At 71.1% G+C, this 21,703-nt stretch carries 16 protein-coding genes; 7 read left to right on the forward strand and 9 right to left on the reverse strand.

What is annotated here, in order from left to right; genetic code table 11:
• Positions 1-398: 398 nt before the first annotated feature.
• The 6 genes from AC3AGO_RS16160 (at position 399) to AC3AGO_RS16185 (ending at position 11,902) form a co-directional block, all read left to right on the forward strand.
• Complete coding sequence (locus AC3AGO_RS16160; RefSeq protein ID WP_487820904.1) at positions 399-806, forward strand: SdpI family protein; 408 nt, start codon at positions 399-401, stop codon at positions 804-806.
• Positions 807-885: 79 nt separating this feature from the next.
• Positions 886-3,585 carry an NACHT domain-containing protein gene (locus AC3AGO_RS16165; protein WP_487820905.1) on the forward strand — a complete coding sequence of 900 codons (2,700 nt, stop codon included), beginning with the start codon at positions 886-888 and terminating at the stop codon, positions 3,583-3,585.
• Positions 3,586-4,129: 544 nt separating this feature from the next.
• Positions 4,130-5,338 carry a helix-turn-helix domain-containing protein gene (locus tag AC3AGO_RS16170; protein WP_487820906.1) on the forward strand — a complete coding sequence of 403 codons (1,209 nt, stop codon included), beginning with the start codon at positions 4,130-4,132 and terminating at the stop codon, positions 5,336-5,338.
• Between the two features lie 283 nt (positions 5,339-5,621).
• Positions 5,622-5,813 carry a hypothetical protein gene (locus AC3AGO_RS16175; RefSeq protein ID WP_487820907.1) on the forward strand — a complete coding sequence of 64 codons (192 nt, stop codon included), beginning with the start codon at positions 5,622-5,624 and terminating at the stop codon, positions 5,811-5,813.
• Positions 5,814-6,016: 203 nt separating this feature from the next.
• Positions 6,017-9,187 carry an NACHT domain-containing protein gene (locus AC3AGO_RS16180; protein WP_487820908.1) on the forward strand — a complete coding sequence of 1,057 codons (3,171 nt, stop codon included), beginning with the start codon at positions 6,017-6,019 and terminating at the stop codon, positions 9,185-9,187.
• An 84-nt stretch (positions 9,188-9,271) separates the two neighbouring features.
• Positions 9,272-11,902, forward strand: a complete 2,631-nt coding sequence (locus tag AC3AGO_RS16185) for an NACHT domain-containing protein (protein WP_487820909.1) — start codon at positions 9,272-9,274, stop codon at positions 11,900-11,902.
• 68 nt (positions 11,903-11,970) lie between these two features.
• Here AC3AGO_RS16185 and AC3AGO_RS16190 read toward each other — a convergent pair whose 3' ends face one another.
• Positions 11,971-14,496 (reverse strand): ATP-dependent Clp protease ATP-binding subunit, encoded by a 2,526-nt coding sequence (locus AC3AGO_RS16190; protein ID WP_487820910.1) that lies wholly within the window; start codon positions 14,494-14,496, stop codon positions 11,971-11,973.
• Between the two features lie 501 nt (positions 14,497-14,997).
• On the opposite strand from AC3AGO_RS16190, the gene AC3AGO_RS16195 reads away from it, so the two are divergent.
• On the forward strand, positions 14,998-15,441 hold the full coding sequence (locus AC3AGO_RS16195) for an SCO3374 family protein (RefSeq protein ID WP_487820911.1): 444 nt from the start codon (positions 14,998-15,000) through the stop codon (positions 15,439-15,441).
• On the opposite strand, the gene AC3AGO_RS16200 is transcribed toward AC3AGO_RS16195, so the two are convergent.
• The 8 genes from AC3AGO_RS16200 to AC3AGO_RS16235 form a co-directional block, all read right to left on the reverse strand.
• Positions 15,420-15,758 (reverse strand): histone-like nucleoid-structuring protein Lsr2, encoded by a 339-nt coding sequence (locus tag AC3AGO_RS16200; RefSeq protein WP_487820912.1) that lies wholly within the window; start codon positions 15,756-15,758, stop codon positions 15,420-15,422. The genes AC3AGO_RS16195 and AC3AGO_RS16200 overlap by 22 nt on opposite strands.
• A 178-nt stretch (positions 15,759-15,936) precedes the next feature.
• Positions 15,937-16,467, reverse strand: coding sequence for an amino-acid N-acetyltransferase (locus AC3AGO_RS16205; RefSeq protein ID WP_487820913.1), 531 nt, complete (start codon positions 16,465-16,467; stop codon positions 15,937-15,939).
• A gap of 9 nt (positions 16,468-16,476) precedes the next feature.
• A complete protein-coding gene (locus AC3AGO_RS16210; RefSeq protein ID WP_487820914.1) occupies positions 16,477-16,887 on the reverse strand; it encodes a BlaI/MecI/CopY family transcriptional regulator in 411 nt (136 codons plus the stop codon).
• Positions 16,888-16,934: 47 nt separating this feature from the next.
• Positions 16,935-17,114, reverse strand: a complete 180-nt coding sequence (locus AC3AGO_RS16215; RefSeq protein ID WP_487820915.1) for a hypothetical protein — start codon at positions 17,112-17,114, stop codon at positions 16,935-16,937.
• A gap of 152 nt (positions 17,115-17,266) precedes the next feature.
• The gene (locus tag AC3AGO_RS16220) at positions 17,267-17,881 is read right to left on the reverse strand and encodes a hypothetical protein (protein ID WP_487820916.1); all 615 of its coding nucleotides are present in this window, start codon (positions 17,879-17,881) and stop codon (positions 17,267-17,269) included.
• A gap of 110 nt (positions 17,882-17,991) precedes the next feature.
• Positions 17,992-18,789 (reverse strand): type III pantothenate kinase, encoded by a 798-nt coding sequence (locus AC3AGO_RS16225; protein ID WP_487820917.1) that lies wholly within the window; start codon positions 18,787-18,789, stop codon positions 17,992-17,994.
• Positions 18,789-19,865: a carboxylating nicotinate-nucleotide diphosphorylase gene (nadC, locus tag AC3AGO_RS16230; protein ID WP_487824679.1), complete on the reverse strand. Its 1,077-nt coding sequence runs from the start codon at positions 19,863-19,865 to the stop codon at positions 18,789-18,791. Before nadC ends, AC3AGO_RS16225 begins: the two co-directional genes overlap by 1 nt.
• 8 nt (positions 19,866-19,873) lie before the next feature.
• Entirely contained in the window at positions 19,874-21,691 is a 1,818-nt protein-coding gene (locus AC3AGO_RS16235) for an L-aspartate oxidase (protein WP_487820918.1), read from the reverse strand.
• Positions 21,692-21,703: the final 12 nt, after the last annotated feature.

Here is a 21,703-nt window from a genome sequence, read left to right on the forward strand (position 1 = left end):
TGGTAACCCGGACCATTCGCCTCAGACAACGACCCTTATTACTAAAACCACCCGTAGTTACCTGAACCCCCTTGCCCGACTTTCCGGACATTCCACCGTGACCCAGTGCACATTTCGCACGAACTGCCGCTTCCGCTCGCACATCTGACACTCCGGCGACGCGCGCACCGCTCCGGCCGGTCCGGCAGCCCGTACTCCTAAGGCCGCTCGTAGGGGCGTTCGGCCTTGTGGGTGAGCTCACCCGTGGCGGGCGTCGCGGACGGCGGCGCTGTGCACTGGCTCACGCGCCGCACCCGGCGTGCGGAACGGGACTGTGCGCTGGGCCACTCCGCCGCCTCCGCGCGCCGTACGCTGGCACGGACCGGGGGCGCCCACCGCGGACGGAGGCACGAGCACCGATGCCTGTCATCGCGAGCGTCACCAGCGCAGGTGAAGGTCCGGACGCCCTCAGCCGGCTGGCGCTCGCCGTCGTCCTCGCCGTCGGCGGGCTGCTCATCGCCGCCATCGGCCGGCTCGGTGCGACGGGCCGGCTGCACCGCAACCGCGTCGCGGGCATCCGTACGCGGCGTTCGCTGGCCGGCGACCGGGAGTGGCTGCTGGTGCACCGTGTCGCGGCACCCTGGTGCTACGCGTCGGGCGGCGCGCTGCTGCTGGGCGGCCTCGCGGCCGCGGTCGCACCGGACGGGGAGCTGAGGCTGCGCATGGTGCTGACCGCCACGTGCTCCTCCGTACTGCTGGCGCTGCTCGCCGCACGGAGCGGGCACCGCGCCCTGGACCGCAGGGAGCGGGAGGAGGGGAAGGGCTGACGAGGCCCGCCCCCAACAGCGCGGCGTCCAGGGCGGGTTGGGGAAGCCGGCGTACAGGCCGGTGACCTACCATCCGGGCATGGAGCCCACCACCATCGCCGCCCGCCTGGCCTCGGCGGCCGTGGCGCCGCTGATCCGCAAGCTGTTCGTGCAGGAGGCTCCGGGCGCCGGGCTGGCCGAACGGCCGGTACGGATCTCCGGGCTGGTCTCCTTCCGCGGCGAGAAGCGCGAACTGTCCGAGAAGGACCTGCGGAAACTGGCGGCGGAACTGGTGCAGCGCGCCGTACGGGCCGAGGGTCCGCACGACGCGCCCGACAGCGGCACCCGGCAGGAGATCACCGACGCGCTCGCCGCGGCCCTGCACAGCCTGGGCGACCTGGACATGGACGACGTACAGGCCGTACGCCTCGGCCCTGAAGGGCTGGCCCGCGAACTCCACCGCCCCACCGGCCTGTCCGAGGCGGCCGACGCGCACTTCGGGCCGCTGCTGCACACCGCCTGCCTGCACATCCTGGACTTCTTCACCCGCCGCTCCGCGTTCGTGCCGCGGACGCTCACCGAACAGACCCGGCAGCTGGAGCAGTTGGTGACGGTCACAGACCTGCTGGCGCGGCGGATCCCGTCCCGTACCGGCGAAGACCTCCGCTTCGAGGAGACGTACGCCGAGCACATCGCCCGCAAGCACGGCGAACTCACCATCTACGGGCTCGACATGAACCATGCGCGGGAGTGGCAGCTGGACTCCGCGTACGTGTCGCTGGAGGCCTCGCACGACGACACCGGGCCGCCGCTGCGGGCCGAACAGGCCCTCTCCGGCCAGGAGAAGGTGCTGCTGCGCGGCGGTGCGGGCTCCGGCAAGACGACCCTCGTACAGTGGCTCGCCGTCACCGCGGCCAACCAGACGTACGACGAGCACCTGGCACACCTCATCGGCCGGGTGCCCTTCGTACTCCCGCTGCGGCGCGTCATGGACGGCGGGCTGCCGCCCACCCCCGACCGCTTCCTGCACGCCGTCCGCAGCAGCGCCGCCGGCGCCCAGCCGGCCGGCTGGGCGGACCGGGTACTGCGGGCCGGACGCGGACTGCTCCTCGTCGACGGCATCGACGAAATCCCGGAAGGCGAACGGGAGTCGGTGCGCCGCTGGATGCGGGAACTGATGGCCGACTTCCCCGGAAACCTGTGGCTCGTGACGGCCCGCCCCTCCGCCGTACGGGAGGACTGGCTGCACGGCGAGGGCTTCACCGAGCTGACGCTGTCCCCCATGTCGCGCGGCGACGTCACCCACTTCGTACGGCGCTGGCACGTGGCGGCCCAGGCCGACGAGGACCTCGGCGACGCGCTGCTCGCCGCCGTACGCAGCAACGGCGACCTCGGCCGGCTCGCCGTGAACCCGCTGATGTGCGGGCTGCTGTGCGCGCTGCACCGGGAACGGCGCGGCTTCCTGCCGCACAGCCGCAAGGACCTGTACGAGGCGGCGCTCGGCATGCTCCTGGAACGGCGCGACGTGGAACGGGGCGTCGCCGTCGACGAAGAGCTCCGGCTGTCCAAGGACACCCAGGTCCAGTTGCTCCAGCGGCTCGCCCACTGGATGCTGCGCAACGACCGCGCGGAGATGGAACGGGCCGACGCCTGCGCCCAGTTGGACCGCGCACTCGGCTACATGGCGCACGTACCGTCCGACCCGGAACGCGTCCTGCGGCACCTCCTCTCCCGCTCCGGCCTCCTCCTGGAGCCGGCCGCCGACCGGCTCGCCTTCGCCCACCGCACCTTCCAGGACTACCTCGCCGCCAAGGCCGCCGTGGAGGAGGGCGACTTCCCGCTGCTCCTCGACAACGCGGGGCGCGACCAGTGGGAGGACGTGCTGCGGATGGCGGTGGCGCTGGGTCGGCGCGGGGAGCGGAAGCGGATTCTGGAGGGGTTGCTGGACGGCGGGAAGGGGGCCGGGGCCGGGGCCGGCGCGGGGTCGGGGTCGGGGGCCGACGTTGGGCCGGGGGCTGTTGCCGTGCCGGGGGTCGTTGGCGGCCGGGCGGAGGCGTCCACGGGCCGGCCGGACGTGAGCGCCGGTTGGCCGGAGGCGGGCGCCGGCTGGCCGGAGGCGGGCGGGCTGCGGAATGTGCTGCTCGCCGCGACCTGCCTGGAGCACGCCACCGAGATCGACCCGGCGACGGTCGCCGAAATCACCGGCCGCATCCGCGCGTTGGTGCCGCCCCGCGACCGGAGCACCGCCCGCCTCCTGGCCGACGCCGGCGGCACCCGCCTCCTCGCCGTCCTCCCCGGCCCCGACGGGCTCACCGACGACGAGGCCGCCAACGTCGTCGTCACCGCCAGCCGCATCGCCGGAGACGCGGCCGTCCCCCTCCTCGCCCGCTACGCCGGCCACCCCGCGCTCGAAGTACGGCGCCACCTGGTGTGGCCCTGGCACCGCTTCGACACCGCCGACTACGCGCGCGAAGTGATCGCCCGACTCGACGAGACGGACCTCTACTTCACCGTCCACAACCGGGAACAGCTCGCCGCGCTGGCCGAGTTGGGCGGACGGGCCCGCGTCCAGGTCGTCGGCGAGCACGAACCCGGCATGCTGCGCGACCTCATCCCCCGTGACCGGCTCACCCACCTCTGGCTCACCAACGGCTACCGCGACCTCGACGGCGGCCACTGGCTCGACGCCTTCCCCCACCTCCACACCCTCGTCCTCCCCGCACCCCCGGCCCGCTTCACAGCGGCCACGATCCCGAGGCACGTAACGCTCGCGCTGCCGCCGGAGGAGGGGGAGGGGTGAGGTTGCGCTGACGCTGTGCGCTGGGCAGTGGGGGTGGGGCGGTTTGCCGGTGTGCGGGGGTGGGGGTGGTGGCTCCGGGGGACCCCGGGACGCATGATTTACGGGCCGCGCCCCCCGACACGTCCGGGCCGACCCGTCATTGGCTGTGCACGGCCCGAAAATCACGCTCTATTGTCCCGGGGCGCCCCCTACACCCCCACCCCCACCCGCGACCACGCAAACAGTGAGGTGGGAGGGGGTGAGGGGGCCGCCGAGGTGTGGGCAGCTGGTCCGCCCAAGGGGCGGAACGGGTGGGCACACCGGACCGCACCCGCGAGGTCTGTCCCCCACGCACCCAACGCACGCGCTCCGTCGCCCCGTGACTGTCCAACAGCCTGTTGGACAATTAGGCAACAGCCTGTTGCCAAATTGCACACCGGGCGAGGCCTCCGTGAATGGCCAACGCTGTGTTGGCCAATTGCGCAACAGCCTGTTGCGCAATTGCGCACCGAGCCGCGCCACCGCGGAGGTACCGTCCTCGTGAGACCTCGGAACGGAGCGCGGCATGGCGCATCTGGCTGACGACGACCACACCGGCGCCCGGATCGCGGATTACCGCAAGCTGCGGCAGCTGACCCAAGTGGGCCTGGCGCAGCGCGCGTTCGTGTCGCGCGGGACGATCGCCAAGATCGAGGCCGGGCTGACGCCGCCCTCCCCCGCCGTCGTCGCGGCCGTGGCGCGGGCCCTGGAGGTCGAGGTGCCGGTGCTGAACGGGCAGCCGTACCTCACGGAGATGCAGCAGGACCGGCTGGACCTGATGATCGCGCCGCTGGCCGACGCGCTGGACGCGTACGACCTCGGGCCGGACCCTGACCTCACGCCCCGCCCCGTGGACCGCATCACGGCCGACGTCGACGCCCTGTGTGCCGCCACCTGCGCGACCGAGTACAAGAAGGTCGGCACCCAGCTGCCGGGCCTGCTGGGCGAGTTGACCACGGCGCTCGGCACGCTGCCGCACGATCGGGACCAGGAAGCCGTAGCAACCGCCCTGAGCTGGTGCTACTGGATGGCCTACGAATTCGCCTACCGGCTCGGCTACCAGCACCTGGCGTCCCTCGCGCTCGAACGCATGGGATGGATGGCGGAACGGGCCCAGGACCCGCTGCTGCTGGCCATCCGGCTCAACAAGCGCTCCAGCATGCTGCTGCGGCGCGGCAACAACCAGATGGCCCTCCGCGTGCTCGACCGCGGCCACCAGCTCGTCGGGCAGCACGAGCACCCGGACGCCGTTCCGGCTCTTGCTGTGACCGGAAGTCTCCATCTGGCGGCGGCGATCGCCGCCGCACAGGCGAAGAACGAGGATGTCGTCAACGGCAACATGGAGCTGGCGCGGCAGGCGGCCACGCGCATCGGCCGGGACGTCCCCCGCGTCTACTGGTCGAGCTTCGGCGCCACCAACGTCGCCCACTTCGACGTGGCCAACTCCGTGGAACTGGGCAAGCTCGGCGAGGCCGCGAAGAAGGCCCGGGACGTCCGCTTCCCGGTGGAGCACCCGAAGATGCGGGTGGGCAGGTATCACATAGAAATGGCCCGCGCCTACGCGCAGATGGGCAGGCCGGAGGCGGCGGAACGCGCCCTGCACCTGGCCCGCGAGGCGGCCCCGCAGCAGGCCCGCTACCACCCGTTGATGCGCTCCACGATCGGCGTGCTGGTCCGCCGCCGGCGGCGCACCCCGTCAGGGCTGACGTCACTGGCGGGCTGGGTCGGCATGTAGCGGACCGCCGCAGGTTACGGCCGGAGTGTTCCCCGTTGAGGAACACTCCGGCCGTTGTACGTCGGCAAGATGACGTTGCGTAAGGGGCCCCCGCGGTCGCGGTAACGACCCGGGGGTGTGGCCAACGCTCAAAGGTCCCAAAGGGAGCGCCCGCATGCGCAAGGTTATCCGTCGCGTCGTCTCATGGTCCGGCACTCGGCGAAGGCGACGGCGCACCGTCGCACCGCACGGGGCGCTCCCGCCGGGCCCGCGCCCCGTGAAGGGGGCCGCTCCCAACCCGCCGATGCCGCGCCCGCGTTCGCCGTACGGGCTGCCGCTGCAACCGCTGGACGCCGGCCGCAGCCCCCTCGTACGGCCGTACGTGACCGCGTACGAGCAGCAGGAGCGCCGCACGGCACTCGCGCTCGCGCTGGACAGGATCGACGTCGGCCCGTACGTCATTCACGGGGTCGCACTGGGCGGCGGCTACCTGTGAGCTCGGCGCCGCGTCCGCAGATGACGCTGACCGTGTACCGGGTACGGCCGGACGGCACCCGGATCCGCGTCCTCGCCCGCACGGTGCGCCACCCGCCGAAAGGCACACCCCTCCCGGAGCCGACATCGTACCCACCCTGCCGCTGCCCCCGGTGCCGTACGAACCGCTGACCGCTGTCACCCCCGCGTCCTAGGGTGATTGGCATGGATGCGGGGGTAGTTGGGGCGCGGATTGCTTCGAGTGCTGTGGCGCCGCTGGTGAAGAAGCTGTTCGTACGGGAGGGCCCGGGGGCGGGGCTGGTGGACCGGCCGGTGCGGGTGTCGAGTCTGGTCTCCTTCACCGGCGAGAAGCGCACCTTCACCGAGAAGGACATGCGCAGGCTCACAAGGGAGCTGGTCCAGCGGGCGGTGCAGGAGACCGGGCCGCACGACCCGCCGGTGCCCGTCGAGGAGCAGGACATCGTCTCCGAGACGCTGATGCACACCCTGCACGTGCTCGGTGAGCTCGACATGGACGACGTACAAGCCGTGCAGCTCGGTCCCGAGAGCCTCTCGTGGCTGTTGCGGAAAGAGGCCCGCCGGCCTCTGTTCCTGTCGCCCGACGGGCTCCGGCTGCACAACTCCCTGCTGCACGTGGCCTGTCTGCACATCCTGAACTTCTTCACGCAGCGCTCGACGTTCGTCGCCCGGACGCTCGTCGAGCAGAGCCGTCAGCTGAACGACGCGATCACGAGACTGGACCTGCTGATCGAGCGGCTGCCGTCCCGCTCCGCGGAGGACGCCCGGTTCGAGGAGCAGTACGCGCAGTACGTCGCCCACAAGCACAGCAAGCTGACCATCTACGGGATCGATCTGAACGCGGCACGTGAATGGCCGCTGGACACCGCGTACTTGAGCCTGGAAGCAGTGTCCTCCACTCCGGAAGAGGTCTCCGACCTGCACCACGGTCCCCGGACCACTGCACAGCCTGTGGAACAGGTGCTGGCCGGTCACCAGCGTGTGCTGCTGCGCGGCAACGCGGGCTCCGGGAAGACGACCCTCGTGCAGTGGCTGGCCGTCACGACCGCCCGGCAGGGCGAGCTCACGGGGCGGATGGCGCATCTGATGGGCCGCGTCCCGTTCGTCCTGCCGCTGCGCACCCTCACCCGCGGCGGGTCCGAACTGCCCACGCCCGACGCCTTTTTGCACGCCGTCAGCTGCCCACTCGCCGGCTCGCAGCCGCAGGGGTGGGCAGGCCGGGTGCTGGGCGCCGGGCGGGGCGTGCTGCTCGTGGACGGCATCGACGAGGTCCCCGAGCAGGACCGGGAACGTACCCGCCGCTGGATCTGCGACCTCGTCGGCGCCTTCCCGGACAGCCTGCTGCTCGTCACCTCCCGCCCCTCCGCCATACGGGAGGACTGGCTCGGCGGCGAGGACTTCTCCGAGATCGGTCTCGCCACCATGAAGCGGGACGACATCGCCGTCTTCATCGACCGCTGGCACGAGGCGGCCGGCGCGGAACCCGAGCTGGCGGCGAGCCTGCTCCAGGCCGTACGCACCAAGGCCGACCTGGGCCGGCTGGCCACCAACCCCCTGATGTGCGGGCTGATTTGCGCCCTGCACCGGGAACGGCGCGGCTTTCTGCCGCGCGGGCGGAAGGCGCTGTACGACGCGGCGCTCAGCATGCTGCTGGAACGCCGCGACCGGGAACGCGACATGCACGGCGCCGGCTCGATGGAGCTGGACGAGGAATCCCAGACCGAACTGCTGCAGAAGCTCGCGTACTGGCTGATCCGCAACGGCCGTTCGGAGATGGAGCAGACTGATGCTGTCGGGCTGCTGGAGCGCGTGCTGCCGTCTATGCCGTACGTCGGCGGGCAGGGCGACGCGGACGCCGTCTTCCGGTATCTGCTGGAGCGGTCCGGGCTGCTGCGTGAACCCGCCGCGGGCGCCGTGGACTTCATCCATCGCACCTTCCAGGACTACCTCGGCGCCAGGGACGCCGTGGAGCAGCGCGACTTCGACCTGCTGGTGCGGCACGCGCATCTGGACCAGTGGGAGGACGTCGTACGGATGGCCGTCGCGCACGCCCGCGCGGACGAACGGGCGCGGCTGCTGAGCAAGCTCGTCGCGCGCGGCGACGCGGAGGAGGAGCACCGTACGCGCCTCCACCTGCTCGCGACGGCCTGCCTGGAGCACGCGACGCAGCTTGATCCTGCGGTGCGGGAGGAGGTCGAGGAGCGGGCGGCGGCGCTGATTCCGCCGCGGAGTATCGATGAGGCGAAGGTGTTGGCGCAGGTCGGACCGGTGGTGCTGGAGCTGCTGCCGGAGCCCGAGGCGTTGGAAGCCGACGAAGCCCAAGCCACGGTCCACGTGGCGGCACAGGTCGCCACGGACGCCGCGCTGCCCATTCTGGACAGCTACCGGAAGCGCGCCTACACGCACTCCCGTCATCAACTGGGCGGCCACTGGGACCGGTTCGACACCGAGGAGTACGGGGAGCGGGTCATCCGGCACCTCGCCGGGGATGCCGAGGCCACCATCAGTGTCCGGTCGCAAGCGGAGCTCGACTGTCTGCGACGGCTCGGCGGCGCCGCGCGGGTGACGCTCCAGGGGGAATTCACACCCCAGCAGATCACCACGGCGCTGGCCCCGGACTCTCTCGTGGCACTCACCCTCTCGCACAACAGCACGCTTACCGACCTGAGCTGGCTGGAGGCATTCCCCCGGCTGGAACATCTCGATCTCCGCAGCTGCCCGCGCATCACTGATCTGTCACCACTGGGAGCTCTCGACCTGCGCAAGCTCTGGCTGTGGGACTTCAAGGAGCAGGAGGGGCTGCCCGGGCTCGCCGGCCTGACAGGGCTCGAATGGATCACGCTGCGCGACAGCACCGACTGGCCGGGCTTCTCCTGCATTCCCCGGTCGGCCTCGCTCACCGACCTTGCCTTTCCCGCCACCGTCGAGGATCTCTCGGGGATTTCCGAGTTCCGGCAATTGACGGACGTGAATCTCTATCGCGTCCTGCGCCCGCTGACGTCCGACGACTGGCGCGCACTGGCCAATCTGCCGGTGCTGGAAAAACTCGTCGTCGAAGGCGTACACCTTGCTGCTCTGCCACCCGGCGAGTCCACGTTCCCCGGGGTCACGCACCTGGCACTGTCACATCATGGAGACTCGTCCGACGCCTTCGAACTCGACGCCCTGACGGACCACTTCCCAGCGCTGGAAGTGCTCCAGCTGACCGGCCCGGTTGCAGAAGCGGACCTCCTTCCCCTGAGCCGGCTGCCGCACCTGAAGTCGGTGCACACTGCCCGCGTACGGCACCTCCGCAACGCGGAACGCCTCCCCGGGCACGTCACGCTCACCGTCACACCCCGCCCCCGCCACCCATGATCACCCCCTCCCCCGCGGCCAAGCGCCCCGCATAGGCTGTGCGTTGGCCTGACGTCCGCAAGTCCGGGGAGACCCGTCACTGTCATGGAACCCGCAGTACGCATCGCCTCCGATGCTGCCGAGCCCGTCATCCGGGAGCTTCTGGTGTCCGGGGAGGGGGACTCGGGCGGGCCCGAGTTGCTGGGCGCGCTGACCACGTTCCGCGGGGCGGATCCGAGCACCGGGTACGCGGATCTGCTGCGGGTGGCGCGGGAGTTGACGCGGCTGGCGCGGCGGCACACGCACTTCACGCCCATGCTGACGAAGGTCGACGGGGTGGAGGACGTACTGGCGCGCACCCTGTGGACGGTCGGGGAGCTGGACGTCACCGACGAGCAGGCCGTACGGCTCGGACCGCAGGATTTCGCGCGGCGGCTGCGCAGCGCCGTGCCCGGCGCGGACCGTGAACTGTCCAGCGACGCCGCGTGGTTCCACGACAGTCTGCTGGTGACGGTGTGTCTGCATCTGCTGAATCAGCTGCTGCAGCGGTCCCCCGCGCTGGCGGGCCGGCTGGCGGAGCGCAGTCACCGGATAGGGCAGCTGGTCGACCTGAACGATGCCGAGGTCGTACGGGGGCGGCGTGCGCCGTCCACGGAGGACGCTCCGTTCGAGGAGCGCTACCGGCAGAGTCTCGTCGAGCAGTTCAGCCGGGTCACGATCCACGGGATCGACCTGCCCAACCCGAACACGCCCGGTACGTGGCCGCTGGACGCCACCTATCTGAGCCTCGCCGCCGAGTTCGACACGCAGGCCGGCGGGAGCGGCAGGAGCAGCGGGGACAACGAGGGAGACAACGGGGAGCCCGTTACCGCCGCCGACCGGGCGCTGGCCGGGAACGAGCGGGTGCTGCTGCGCGGTGTCGCCGGCTCGGGGAAGACCACCCTCATCCAGTATCTGGCGCTGCGTACGGCCCGCGACGAGCTGCCGGACGAGCTGGCCGTACTGCGGGGGCGGATCCCGCTGGTGCTGCCCGTACGCCGGTTCGCCCGGGACGGGTTTCCGCCGCCCGACGAGTTCCTGGCCGCCGTACGGCACCCGCTCGCCGCGGAGGCGCCCGACGGGTGGGTCGCCCGCGTACTCGCCGACGAGCGGGCGCTGCTGCTGGTCGACGGCATCGACGAGGCGCCCGAGACGCAACGGGCCGAGATACGCGCCCAGTTGCGCCGTCTGCTGCGCATCTACAGCGGCAACCGCTGCCTGGTGACGTCCCGCCCGCCGGCCGTGGACCGGGACTGGCTCGCCGACGAGGGCTTCAGCGAGCTGACGCTCACGCCCATGGACCGCGACCAGGTCGCCGCGTTCATCACCGCCTGGCACACCGCGGCCGGCACCGACGAGGGCAAGGACCACGCGCACCTCGACGCCTACCGGGAGCGGCTGCTGCAGGCCGTACCGCTGCACAGGGAGCTGCGCGGGCTGGCCACCAACCCCCTGATGTGCGGCCTCATCTGCGCCCTCAACCGCGACCGGTCCGGCTCTCTGCCGCAGGGCCGCAAGGAGCTGTACGAGGCGGCCATGGAGATGCTGCTCCAGCGCCGCGACGCGGAGCGCCGCGTGGAGCACGCGGACACCGTACGGCTGCACCGGGCCTCGCGGGAGCGGCTGCTGCGCAAGCTCGCACACCGGATGCTCCTCGACGAACGCTCCGACCTGGACCGCGACACGGCGCTCGGCGTCCTCGCCGGCGCGCTGCCGGCGATCCCCGCCACGTACGGGCAGGGCGAACCCGAGGAGATCTTCGGGCATCTGCTGCTGCGGACGGGGCTGCTGCGCGAACAGGCAGTGGGGGCTCCCCTGCTCGAGCGAAGCCGAGAGCTTGGGGAAGGCACCGTGGAGTTCGTGCACCGCACCGTGCAGGACTATCTGGCCGCCAAGGAGGCCGTCGACCAGGGCGACTTCGAGCTGCTGCTGCGGCACGCGCACGAGCCGGAGTGGGAGGAGGTCTTCCGCATGGCGGTGGCGCACGCGCGGCCCGCCGAGTGCGCCACTCTGCTGCGGGGGCTGCTGGCGCCGGGCCACACGGGGCTGCAGCGCAACCGTCGGCGGCTGCTGGCCGCCGCCTGCCTGGAGCACGTCACCGAGCTCGATCCGGAGACGCACGAGCGCATCCGCCGCGAGACGCGGAACATGGTGCGGCCCGCGAACGCCGCCGCGGCCCGTGGCCTCGGCTGGGTCGGGCCGATCGTGCTGGAGATGCTGCCGGACCCGCGGACGCTCTCCGACGAGGAGGCGCACCGGGCGGCGGTGACCGTGACCCGGATCAACGACGACGCGGCGGTGCACTATCTGGCGCAGCTGCGGGGCCGTACGTCACTGAAGCTGCGGGCCGAACTGGCGCGTGGCTGGCGGAACTTCGAGACGGACCGGTACGCGGACGAAGTGATCCGTCACCTGGATCCGGAGGGGCTGTACTTTCCGGTCTCCGACCGGGTGGAGCTGGCGGCCCTGCAGCAGCTGGGCGGACGCGAACGCATCCAGGTCGTCGGCAGGTTCGGCGTGGAGGAGCTGCTGAAGGGGCTGCCGGCGGAGGGGCTCACGCATCTGTGGCTGGCGTACGACCTGGGGCACGCGGACATGAGCTGGCTCTCGGCGTTCCCCCAGCTCACGACGCTCCGCGTCAACCCCCGCCTCCCCCGGGTGACCGACGTCCCGGAGGGAATCCGGATCCTCTCCTGAGCACGCGAAGAGGCCCGGGTCGCAATGACCCGGGCCCCTTTCACGATGTACGGCTCACCGCGCGGCGGTTACTCCTTGGAGAGGTTCGTGCCGCCGCCACCGGTTGTCGACTCGACCGGCGGAGCGTCCGGCAGAGCCGACTTCTCCTCGCCGCGGAAGGTGAACTTCTTCTCCTCACCCTCGCCCTCGATGTCGACGACCACGATGTGGCCGGCGCGCAGCTCACCGAAGAGGATCTTCTCGGACAGCGCGTCCTCGATCTCCCGCTGGATGGTCCGGCGCAGCGGCCGGGCACCCATCACCGGGTCGTAACCCCTCTTGGCGAGCAGCTCCTTGGCGTCGGTGCTGAGCTCGATGCCCATGTCCCGGTCCTTCATGCGCTCATCCACCTGAGCGACCATCAGGTCGACGATGCGGATGATGTCTTCCTGCGTGAGCTGGTGGAAGACCACCGTGTCGTCGACACGGTTGAGGAACTCGGGCCGGAAGTGCTGCTTCAGCTCGTCGTTGACCTTGGACTTCATCCGCTCGTACCCGGCCTTGGTGTCGCCCTGGCCGGCGAAGCCGAGGTTGAAGCCCTTGGAGATGTCCCGGGTGCCGAGGTTGGTGGTCATGATGATGACCGTGTTCTTGAAGTCAACCTCACGGCCCTGGGAGTCGGTCAGACGACCGTCCTCCAGGATCTGCAGCAGCGAGTTGAAGATGTCCGGGTGGGCCTTCTCGACCTCGTCGAAGAGGACCACGGAGAACGGCTTGCGGCGCACCTTCTCGGTGAGCTGGCCGCCCTCCTCGTACCCGACGTAGCCGGGAGGCGAGCCGAACAGCCGCGAGACGGTGTGCTTCTCGCTGAACTCCGACATGTCGAGGGAGATCAGCGCGTCCTCGTCGCCGAACAGGAACTCGGCGAGCGTCTTGGACAGCTCCGTCTTACCGACACCGGACGGGCCGGCGAAGATGAACGAACCGCCGGGCCGCTTCGGGTCCTTGAGGCCCGCACGCGTACGCCGGATGGCCTGCGAGAGCGCCTTGATGGCGTCCTGCTGGCCGATGACGCGCTTGTGCAGCTCGTCCTCCATGCGCAGCAGCCGCGAGGACTCCTCCTCGGTCAGCCTCATGACCGGGACGCCGGTGGAGGCGGCGAGGACCTCGGCGATCAGCTCCTCGTCGACCTCGGCGACGACGTCCATGTCGCCGGCCTTCCACTCCTTCTCCCGCTTGGCCTTCTGCGCCAGGAGCTGCTTCTCGTTGTCCCGGAGCGAGGCGGCCTTCTCGAAGTCCTGCGAGTCGATCGCGGACTCCTTGTCCCGGCGGACGTTCGCGATCTTCTCGTCGAACTCGCGGAGGTCCGGCGGCGCGGTCATCCGGCGGATGCGCATCCGGGAGCCGGCCTCGTCGATCAGGTCGATGGCCTTGTCCGGCAGGTAGCGGTCCGAGATGTACCGGTCGGCGAGCGTCGCCGCGCCGACCAGGGCGGCGTCGGTGATGGAGACGCGGTGATGCGCCTCGTACCGGTCGCGGAGGCCCTTGAGGATCTCGATGGTGTGCGGCAGCGACGGCTCCGCGACCTGGATCGGCTGGAAACGGCGCTCCAGCGCCGCGTCCTTCTCCAGGTGCTTGCGGTACTCGTCCAGCGTCGTGGCACCGATGGTCTGCAGCTCGCCGCGGGCCAGCATCGGCTTGAGGATGCTCGCCGCGTCGATCGCGCCCTCGGCGGCGCCCGCGCCGACCAGGGTGTGCAGCTCGTCGATGAACAGGATGATGTCGCCGCGCGTGCGGATCTCCTTGAGCACCTTCTTCAGGCGCTCCTCGAAGTCACCGCGGTAGCGCGAGCCGGCGACCAGGGCACCCAGGTCCAGGGTGTAGAGGTGCTTGTCCTTGAGGGTCTCGGGCACCTCGCCCTTCACGATCGCCTGCGCCAGGCCCTCGACGACCGCCGTCTTGCCGACGCCGGGCTCGCCGATGAGGACCGGGTTGTTCTTCGTACGGCGCGACAGGACCTGCATGACGCGCTCGATCTCCTGCTCGCGCCCGATGACCGGGTCGAGCTTGGATTCGCGCGCGGCCTGCGTGAGGTTGCGGCCGAACTGGTCCAGGACAAGGGAGGTCGAGGGCGTGCCCTCGGCGGGGCCGCCCGCGGTGGCCGCCTCCTTGCCGCCGGAGTAACCGGAGAGCAGCTGGATGACCTGCTGCCGCACCCGGTTCAGATCGGCGCCCAGCTTCACGAGGACCTGGGCGGCGACGCCCTCGCCCTCGCGGATCAGGCCGAGCAGGATGTGCTCCGTACCGATGTAGTTGTGGCCGAGCTGAAGGGCTTCCCGGAGCGACAGCTCCAGGACCTTCTTCGCACGGGGGGTGAAGGGGATGTGGCCGGAGGGGGCCTGCTGCCCCTGGCCGATGATCTCCTCCACCTGCTGGCGGACCGCCTCGAGCGAAATCCCGAGGCTCTCCAGTGCCTTAGCGGCGACACCTTCTCCTTCGTGGATCAGGCCCAGAAGGATGTGCTCGGTGCCGATGTAGTTGTGGTTGAGCATCCGGGCTTCTTCCTGAGCCAGGACGACAACCCGCCGCGCGCGGTCGGTGAACCTCTCGAACATCGTTAATCGCTCCTCAGAGCGGTCAGGCAGTGAGGGGACGCTCCCCTCTCTGTCCTTCCGCAGCTTAGTCCCGCAAGCGGGGACCGCTCATTCCAACTGCCGACACCCAGGAACATCCTCAGGAACATCCCCGCACGAGCGGAGAACACGTGAGCTGCACTTCCCGTGCCCCAGACGGCCGACAACAGTTCCAACCCGATGGTGCGAGACGATGTTCCCGCAGGCCAGGCGTATTCACCTGGATCCACTACGCCGACGGCGAACGCCTTTTCCCCGACACGCCCGTCGCTCGCTGACATCGCCGATCCACACCCCCGTTCCACTAGGGACTTCTTACCCGGTCGCCCCGTCAGTCCATGCCGCATACGGCCCAAGCGGCCCCCCGCATCCGCTGTTGGCGAACAGCCTTGCGCGGGGATGCGGAGCATGACGGAGATCAGCCGTGGGTAACCGTGCGCCAACGCTGCGTAACCCGTGGGGTGTTCGGCAGTTGCTCCGTGCATGACCTTCGCGATTCCCGTACCCCGTACGCCCGGAGCCCTCGGAGCCCTGGGAGACCTCGGAGCCGGAGGCCCCGCCGACGCACTGGAGCTGCCGGCCGACGCGGGCCTGGCACTGCTGCGGCGCGAGGTGCCCACCGGGCCCGTCGCGTACGACAGGGCGAGCAGGCGCATCCAGCTGCTGGTGCCGGAGGGCAGTGCCGACGAACTGCCGGGACTGCTGGCGTGGCTGGAGTGGGACGGGGTGGGGCTGGAGCTCACGGCCCGGTCCCCGCACACCCCTCGGGAGACCGCAGTGTGGCTACGGTCTCCCGAGCGGGGGTTCGGAGCGGGCCGCGTCGATCTCGTACGGCTGGTCGGTGCGGCGGCGACGGAATGCCACCGTGCACGTCTGACGCGTACGGCGCGGACAGTCCCGGCGAATCAGCCGTTGGCCTTCTCGTAGGCCTCACGGATATTGGCCGGAACGCGACCCCGGTCATTGACCTCGTAACCCTGGTCCTTCGCCCAGGCGCGGATCTTCGCGGTGTCCGGGCTGCTGCTTCCGCCGCCGGAGGAAGCGCGGCCCTTTCCGCGCTGCGAACGGCCGCCGGTGCGGCGGCCCTTCGCCACATAGGGCTCCAGCGCGCCGCGGAGCTTGTCCGCGTTGGCGGTGGTGAGGTCGATCTCGTAGGTCTTCCCGTCGAGCGCGAACGTCACGGTCTCGTCCGCCTCGCCACCGTCGAGGTCATCGAGGAGAAGAACCTGAACCTTCTGAGCCACCGGCTGCTCCCATTCGTCATGGATAACTGAATACTGATACTGCCGACGAAAGCAAACCGCTTTTCCCGGAGAAACACAAACCCTTGGAGAAGTTTGACCGTCAAGCCCCGGGAAGCGGCGGGATGTTTCGGACATAGCGCGCACCGATTGCGGGCAACGGGCCGCGGAGACCGCCCACTCAGAGATGCAGCAGCATGCGAGTGTTACCCAAGGTGTTGGGCTTCACTCGTTCGAGACCGAGGAACTCCGCGACGCCTTCGTCATAGGAACGCAGGAGCTCGCTGTAGACATCCCCGTCGACCGGCGTCTCACCGATCTCGGTGAAGCCGTGCTTGGCGAAGAAGTCCACTTCGAAGGTGAGACAGAAAATGCGCCGCACGCCGAGCCAGCGCGCGGTCTGCAGCAGCTTCTCCAGCAGCAGATGACCGACGCCTGTACCGCGCAGCGCGGGCGCGACGGCGAGCGTACGCACCTCGGCGAGGTCTTCCCACATCACGTGGAGCGCGCCGCAGGCGACCACCTCAGCGTCGTGGTCGCGTTCCGCGACCCAGAACTCCTGGATGTCCTCGTAAAGCGTCACCGTGGCTTTGTCGAGCAGGATGCTGTCGCGCGAGTACGAGTCGAGGAGCCGGCGCACGGCGCGCACATCAGTGGTCCGGGCGCGGCGAACGGTGACTTCCCTCAGGGGTTCCGGCGGGCGTTGCGGCATGAACGGACGCTATCGCTCCGAAGAACCGGCCTGCTGCTCGGGGGAGTCGACGCGGATGCCGTTCAGTTGTACGACACGCAACGCATCCCTCAGCGCGTCGGCCTGTTCCGCCGACATCCTCCCGAAGAACTCCACGAGCGCGGCGGCGCCGTTGTCGCTCGCGGCCCACGCTTCCTTCATGAGAGCCGCGGAGTAGGCGGCGCGGGTGGCCACTGCCTCATATCGATAGGCGCGGCCTTCTTGCTGCCTCCGCAGCCAGCCCTTCTGATGCAGGTTGTCCATTACGGTCATCACCGTGGTGTACGCGATGGACCGTTCTTCCTGCAGATCCTCCAGGACTTCTCGCACGGTGACGGGGCGGTTCCACTGCCATACCCGCGTCATCACGGCGTCTTCCAACTCTCCCAATGGCCGAGGCACAGGGATAACACTAGTCGGAGTTGTCCCGGTTCAGGGATGTTTTCCGATCAGTCGTCCTGTCGCTTCTTCTGCTGCTTCGTGCTCTCGGCCCGCGCGAACGCGGCGTCCACGGCTGCGTCTTCCTTGCTCTTGTTCGCACCGCCCTGGCTCTTCACGATGGTCACGATGAGCGCGGTGAAGGCGACCGCCATCACCAGCGGCGGGGTCAGCGCGGATACGTAGTCCATGGCTCTGGGCCTCCTCAATGAGCAGGCCTCCACCTTAACTCCGCGCCACCGGCCCCCCGAGGGCGCACCGGAGGGAAGCCGGAAGGCGCTCTCGGAGGGCCGGAATTCACAGCGGAGAAGGCCGGTGAATTCGTAACGCCGGGAGGCGGACCTCAGGCCGTCAGGGCGCTGTCCGCGGGCGGGGCCGGGCGGCGGCGCGGCGGGAAGACCTCGGCCGGGGTGGGCACGGGGCGGGACGGCGGCGCGGGCGTACGGCCCGGTTCACGCGCCGGCTCGGCCCGTTCGGGCTTCCGCTCCGGCTCCCGTCCGGGAGCGGCGGCGTCGGGCGCCGTACGGCCGCCGGGAAGCAGCAGCAGCCGTGTGCGGACGGCCTGTTCGGCCAGCCGCTCGCAGCGCCGCAGCAGCGTGCGGCGGCGCTCCCGCTCGGCCCGGCCCGACGCCTCGGCGGCGAGCGTACGGAGCGCCGCGAGGTCCTCGTGGCGCGGCGGACAGCCGGCGCCGAGGGCGTCCTCCAGCAGTCCGAGGAAGCCGGCGGCCGAGCCGGGAAGCGCGTCCCGGTAGCGGGTGAGATCGGCGAGCAGGAAGGACCGGAGCCGGTCGGCCTCGCCGGCCGTCTCCTCCATGGCCGCGGCGAGGCGCGCGTACTCCTCCGCCCCCTGCGAGGGGGCGGAGCCGGGCAGTACGGCGGCGGCGAGGGCGCCTCGGAGCACACGCAGCTCGTCCGCGCTGAACGCCATGCCGCCCTGGAAACCGTATGGCGTGGGCATGGGGCGACGATAAGCGCATGACGAACTAAATGTGCTTATCGCCCGTTTTGCGGCGTGGCGGCCGGCCCGTACCGCCGGCCGCTCTCCAATCCCCGGGACCTGTCACTCCGTCAGGAACGGGCCACGTTCCGCTCGTAGACGATGCGCAGACCGATCAGGGTGAGCCACGGCTCGTGCTCGTCGATGACGGCGGACTCGCCGAGCACCATCGGGGCGAGCCCGCCGGTCGCGATGACGGTCACGTCGTCCGGATTGTCGGTCAGCTCCCGGGCGATGCGGTCGACGACGCCGTCGACCTGGCCGGCGAAGCCGTAGAGGATGCCGGACTGCATGGCCTCGACGGTGTTCTTGCCGATCACGCTGCGCGGCCGGGCGAGTTCGATCTTCCGCAGCTGTGCGCCCTTGACGCCCAGCGCGTCCACCGAGATCTCGATGCCCGGCGCGATGACGCCGCCCACGTACTCGCCGCGCGCCGAGACCGCGTCGAAGGTGGTGGCCGTACCGAAGTCGACGACGACGCACGGGCCGCCGTACAGCTCGACCGCCGCGAGGGCGTTGATGATCCGGTCGGCGCCGACCTCCTTCGGGTTGTCCATCAGGATCGGCACGCCGGTCTTCACGCCCGGCTCGACGAGCACGGCGGGGATGTCGCCGTAGTAGCGGCGGGTCACCTCGCGGAGCTCGTGCAGCACGGACGGCACGGTCGAACAGATCGCGATGCCCTCGACGTTGTCGCCCAGCTCCTCGCCGAGCAGCGGGTGCATCCCCATCAGACCCTGGAGCAGCACGGCGAGTTCGTCCGCCGTGCGCCGCGCGTCGGTGGAGATGCGCCAGTGCTCGACGATCTCCTCGCCGTCGAACAGGCCCAGCACGGTATGGGTGTTGCCGACATCGATGGTGAGCAGCATCAGGCGCCTGCCTCCTCACCGGCCGGCTCGTCCCGCAGGTCGAGGCCGATGTCGAGGACCGGCGACGAGTGGGTGAGGCTGCCGACCGCGAGGTAGTCGACGCCCGCCGCGGCGTACGCGGCGGCGGTGTCCAGCGTCAGCCCGCCGGAGGACTCCAGCCGCGCCCGGCCCGCGACGAGACGGACGGCCTCGGCGGTCTCCTCCGGCGTGAAGTTGTCGAGCAGGACGAGGTCCGCGCCCTCGGCGAGCACCGGCTCGATCTGCTCGATCCGGTCCACCTCCGTCTCGATCGGCACGTCCGGGAACTCCTCCCGTACGAGCCGGAAGGCCTCGGGGACGCCGCCCGCCGCGACGACATGGTTGTCCTTGATGAGCGCGGCGTCGGACAGCGAGAAGCGGTGGTTGACGCCGCCGCCGCAGCGCACGGCGTACTTCTCCAGGGAGCGCAGGCCCGGCGTCGTCTTCCGGGTGTCCCGTACGCGGGTGCCGGTGGTGCCCGTGCTCGCGGCGTCCAGCAGGTCCGCCCAGCGGCGGGTCTCGGTCGCGATGCCGGACAGGTGGCACAGCAGGTTGAGGGCGCTGCGCTCGCCGGTGAGCAGATCGCGGGTGCGGGTGCGGACGGTCAGCAGCCGGGTGCCCGGCTCGACCCGGTCGCCGTCCTCGACGTGCCGCTCGACCTCGACGTCGTCCGTGCAGACCACCGACAGCACGGCCTCGACGATCCGCAGACCCGACACGACGCCCTCACCGCGCGCGGTGAAGTCGCCGGTGGAGACGGCGTCTTCGGGCACCGTCGCCAGCGTGGTCACGTCCACGCCGTTGTCGAGATCCTCCTCGATGGCGAGGTGCGCGATGTCCTCGACCTGTACGGGGTCCAGCCCGGCCTCGACGAGCAGCGTCGCCAGATCGGGGTCGAGCCCGCACTCCAGCGGGTCGAGGCCCTCATCCCCTCCGTCACCGCAGCCACAGCCGTCACCGCAGCCGCCGGCCGTCCCCGCGGCCGGGGCGGACGGGCCGCCGATGTGGAGCAGGGGGACATCGACGGGCTCGGGCCGCCGCTCCTCCGGGTCGGGGATGGAGCTGGTCACGGTGTCTCCTCGGGTGCTGCCCCGGCGTCCGCTGCGGGCGCTGCCGGAGGAAAAGCGGTGGATGCGGTCGTACGGAGGTCGAGGGTACGGGCGCCGGTGGTGCCCGCCCCGCCGAGGGTGACCACGAGGTGCCGGCGCCAGGCGGCGTCGGCGCGCTCGGGGTGGTCCTCGCGCCAGTGACAGCCGCGGGTCTCCTCGCGGCGCAGCGCGGCGGCGGTCAGGACCCGGGCGACGAGGTGCAGATTCGCCGTCTCCCAGGTGTCGACGCCCGGTTCGGCCCTCTTGTGTGCGTACTCGGAGGGCAGCGCGTCCAGCCGGGCCGCGGCCTCGGTGAGGCTGCGCTCCGAGCGGAGCACGCCGGCCCCCTCGGTCATGATGCGCTGGATGGCGGGGCGCGCTTCGGGCGGGAGCAGGGGCGCGGTGAGGCGCGTGGGGGCGCTCGGAACGGTACGTGCACCGGCCGGTACGGCGGCGGGTGCCACAGAGCCCGTGCCGGCGGCGGGCCCGTCGGACGGTGCGGCAACGTGCGCGCCGGTACGTGCCGCGGGCCGCGCGCCGATGTGCGCCGCGATGCGCTCGGCGAAGACCAGGCCCTCCAACAGGCTGTTCGACGCGAGCCTGTTGGCGCCGTGCACGCCCGTGCAGGCGACCTCCCCGCACGCGTACAGCCCCGGCACCGTGGTGCGGCCGTGCAGATCCGTACGGACTCCGCCGCTGGCGTAGTGCGCGGCCGGCGCGACCGGGACGGGCTCCGTCACCGGGTCGATGCCGTGCGCCCGGCACGCGGCCAGGATCGTCGGGAACCGCTCGGCCCACATGGCGGCGCCGAAGTGCCGGCCGTCCAAGTACATGTGCCCGGTGCCCTGTTCGGCGGCGCGGCGCATGATGCCCTTCGCGACGATGTCGCGCGGCGCCAGCTCCGCCAGCTCGTGCTGCCCGGTCATGAAGCGGACGCCGTCGGCGTCGACGAGGTGCGCGCCCTCGCCCCGTACGGCCTCCGAGATCAGCGGCTGCTGGCCCTCGGCGTCCGGGCCGAGGTAGAGCACCGTCGGGTGGAACTGCACGAATTCCAGGTCCGACACCTCGGCGCCGGCGCGCAGCGCGAGGGCGACGCCGTCGCCCGTCGACACCGCGGGATTGGTCGTGGCGGCGAACACCTGGCCCATGCCGCCTGTCGCCAGGACGACGGACGGCGCGTGCACGGCGCCCACGCCGTCGTGCTCGCCCTCGCCCATGACGTGCAGCGTCACCCCGGAGGCGTGCCCGGTGGCGTCGGTGAGGAGGTCGAGGACGAGCGCGTTCTCGACCGTACGGATACCGGCGTCCTGCACGGCGCGGACCAGCGCGCGGGAGATCTCCGCGCCCGTCGCGTCCCCGCCGGCGTGCGCGATACGGCGGCGGTGGTGGCCGCCCTCCCGGGTCAGTTCGATGCCGCCCGTCGCCGGGTCGGTGTCGAAGCGTGCGCCCTCGCCGATGAGCCGGCGCACCGCGTCGGGCCCCTCGGTGACGAGCGTACGGACGGCCTCCTCGTCGCAGAGCCCCGCACCGGCGACGAGCGTGTCCTCCTGGTGCTGCTCAGGGGTGTCCCCCTCGCCGAGCGCGGCGGCTATGCCGCCCTGCGCCCAGCGGGTCGAACCGGCGTCCAGCCGCGCCTTCGTGACGACGACGGTCCGCAGCCCGGCGGCGGCGCTGCGGAGCGCGACGGTGAGCCCGGCCACGCCGGACCCGACGACCACGACATCGGCCTCCACCGTCCATCCCGCGGCGGGCGCGGGCAGCGCGGACGCGGGCCGGGCAATGGGGTGCTCGCTCATACGACGCCTCCG

This window comes from Streptomyces sp. BL1 (assembly GCF_057628045.1).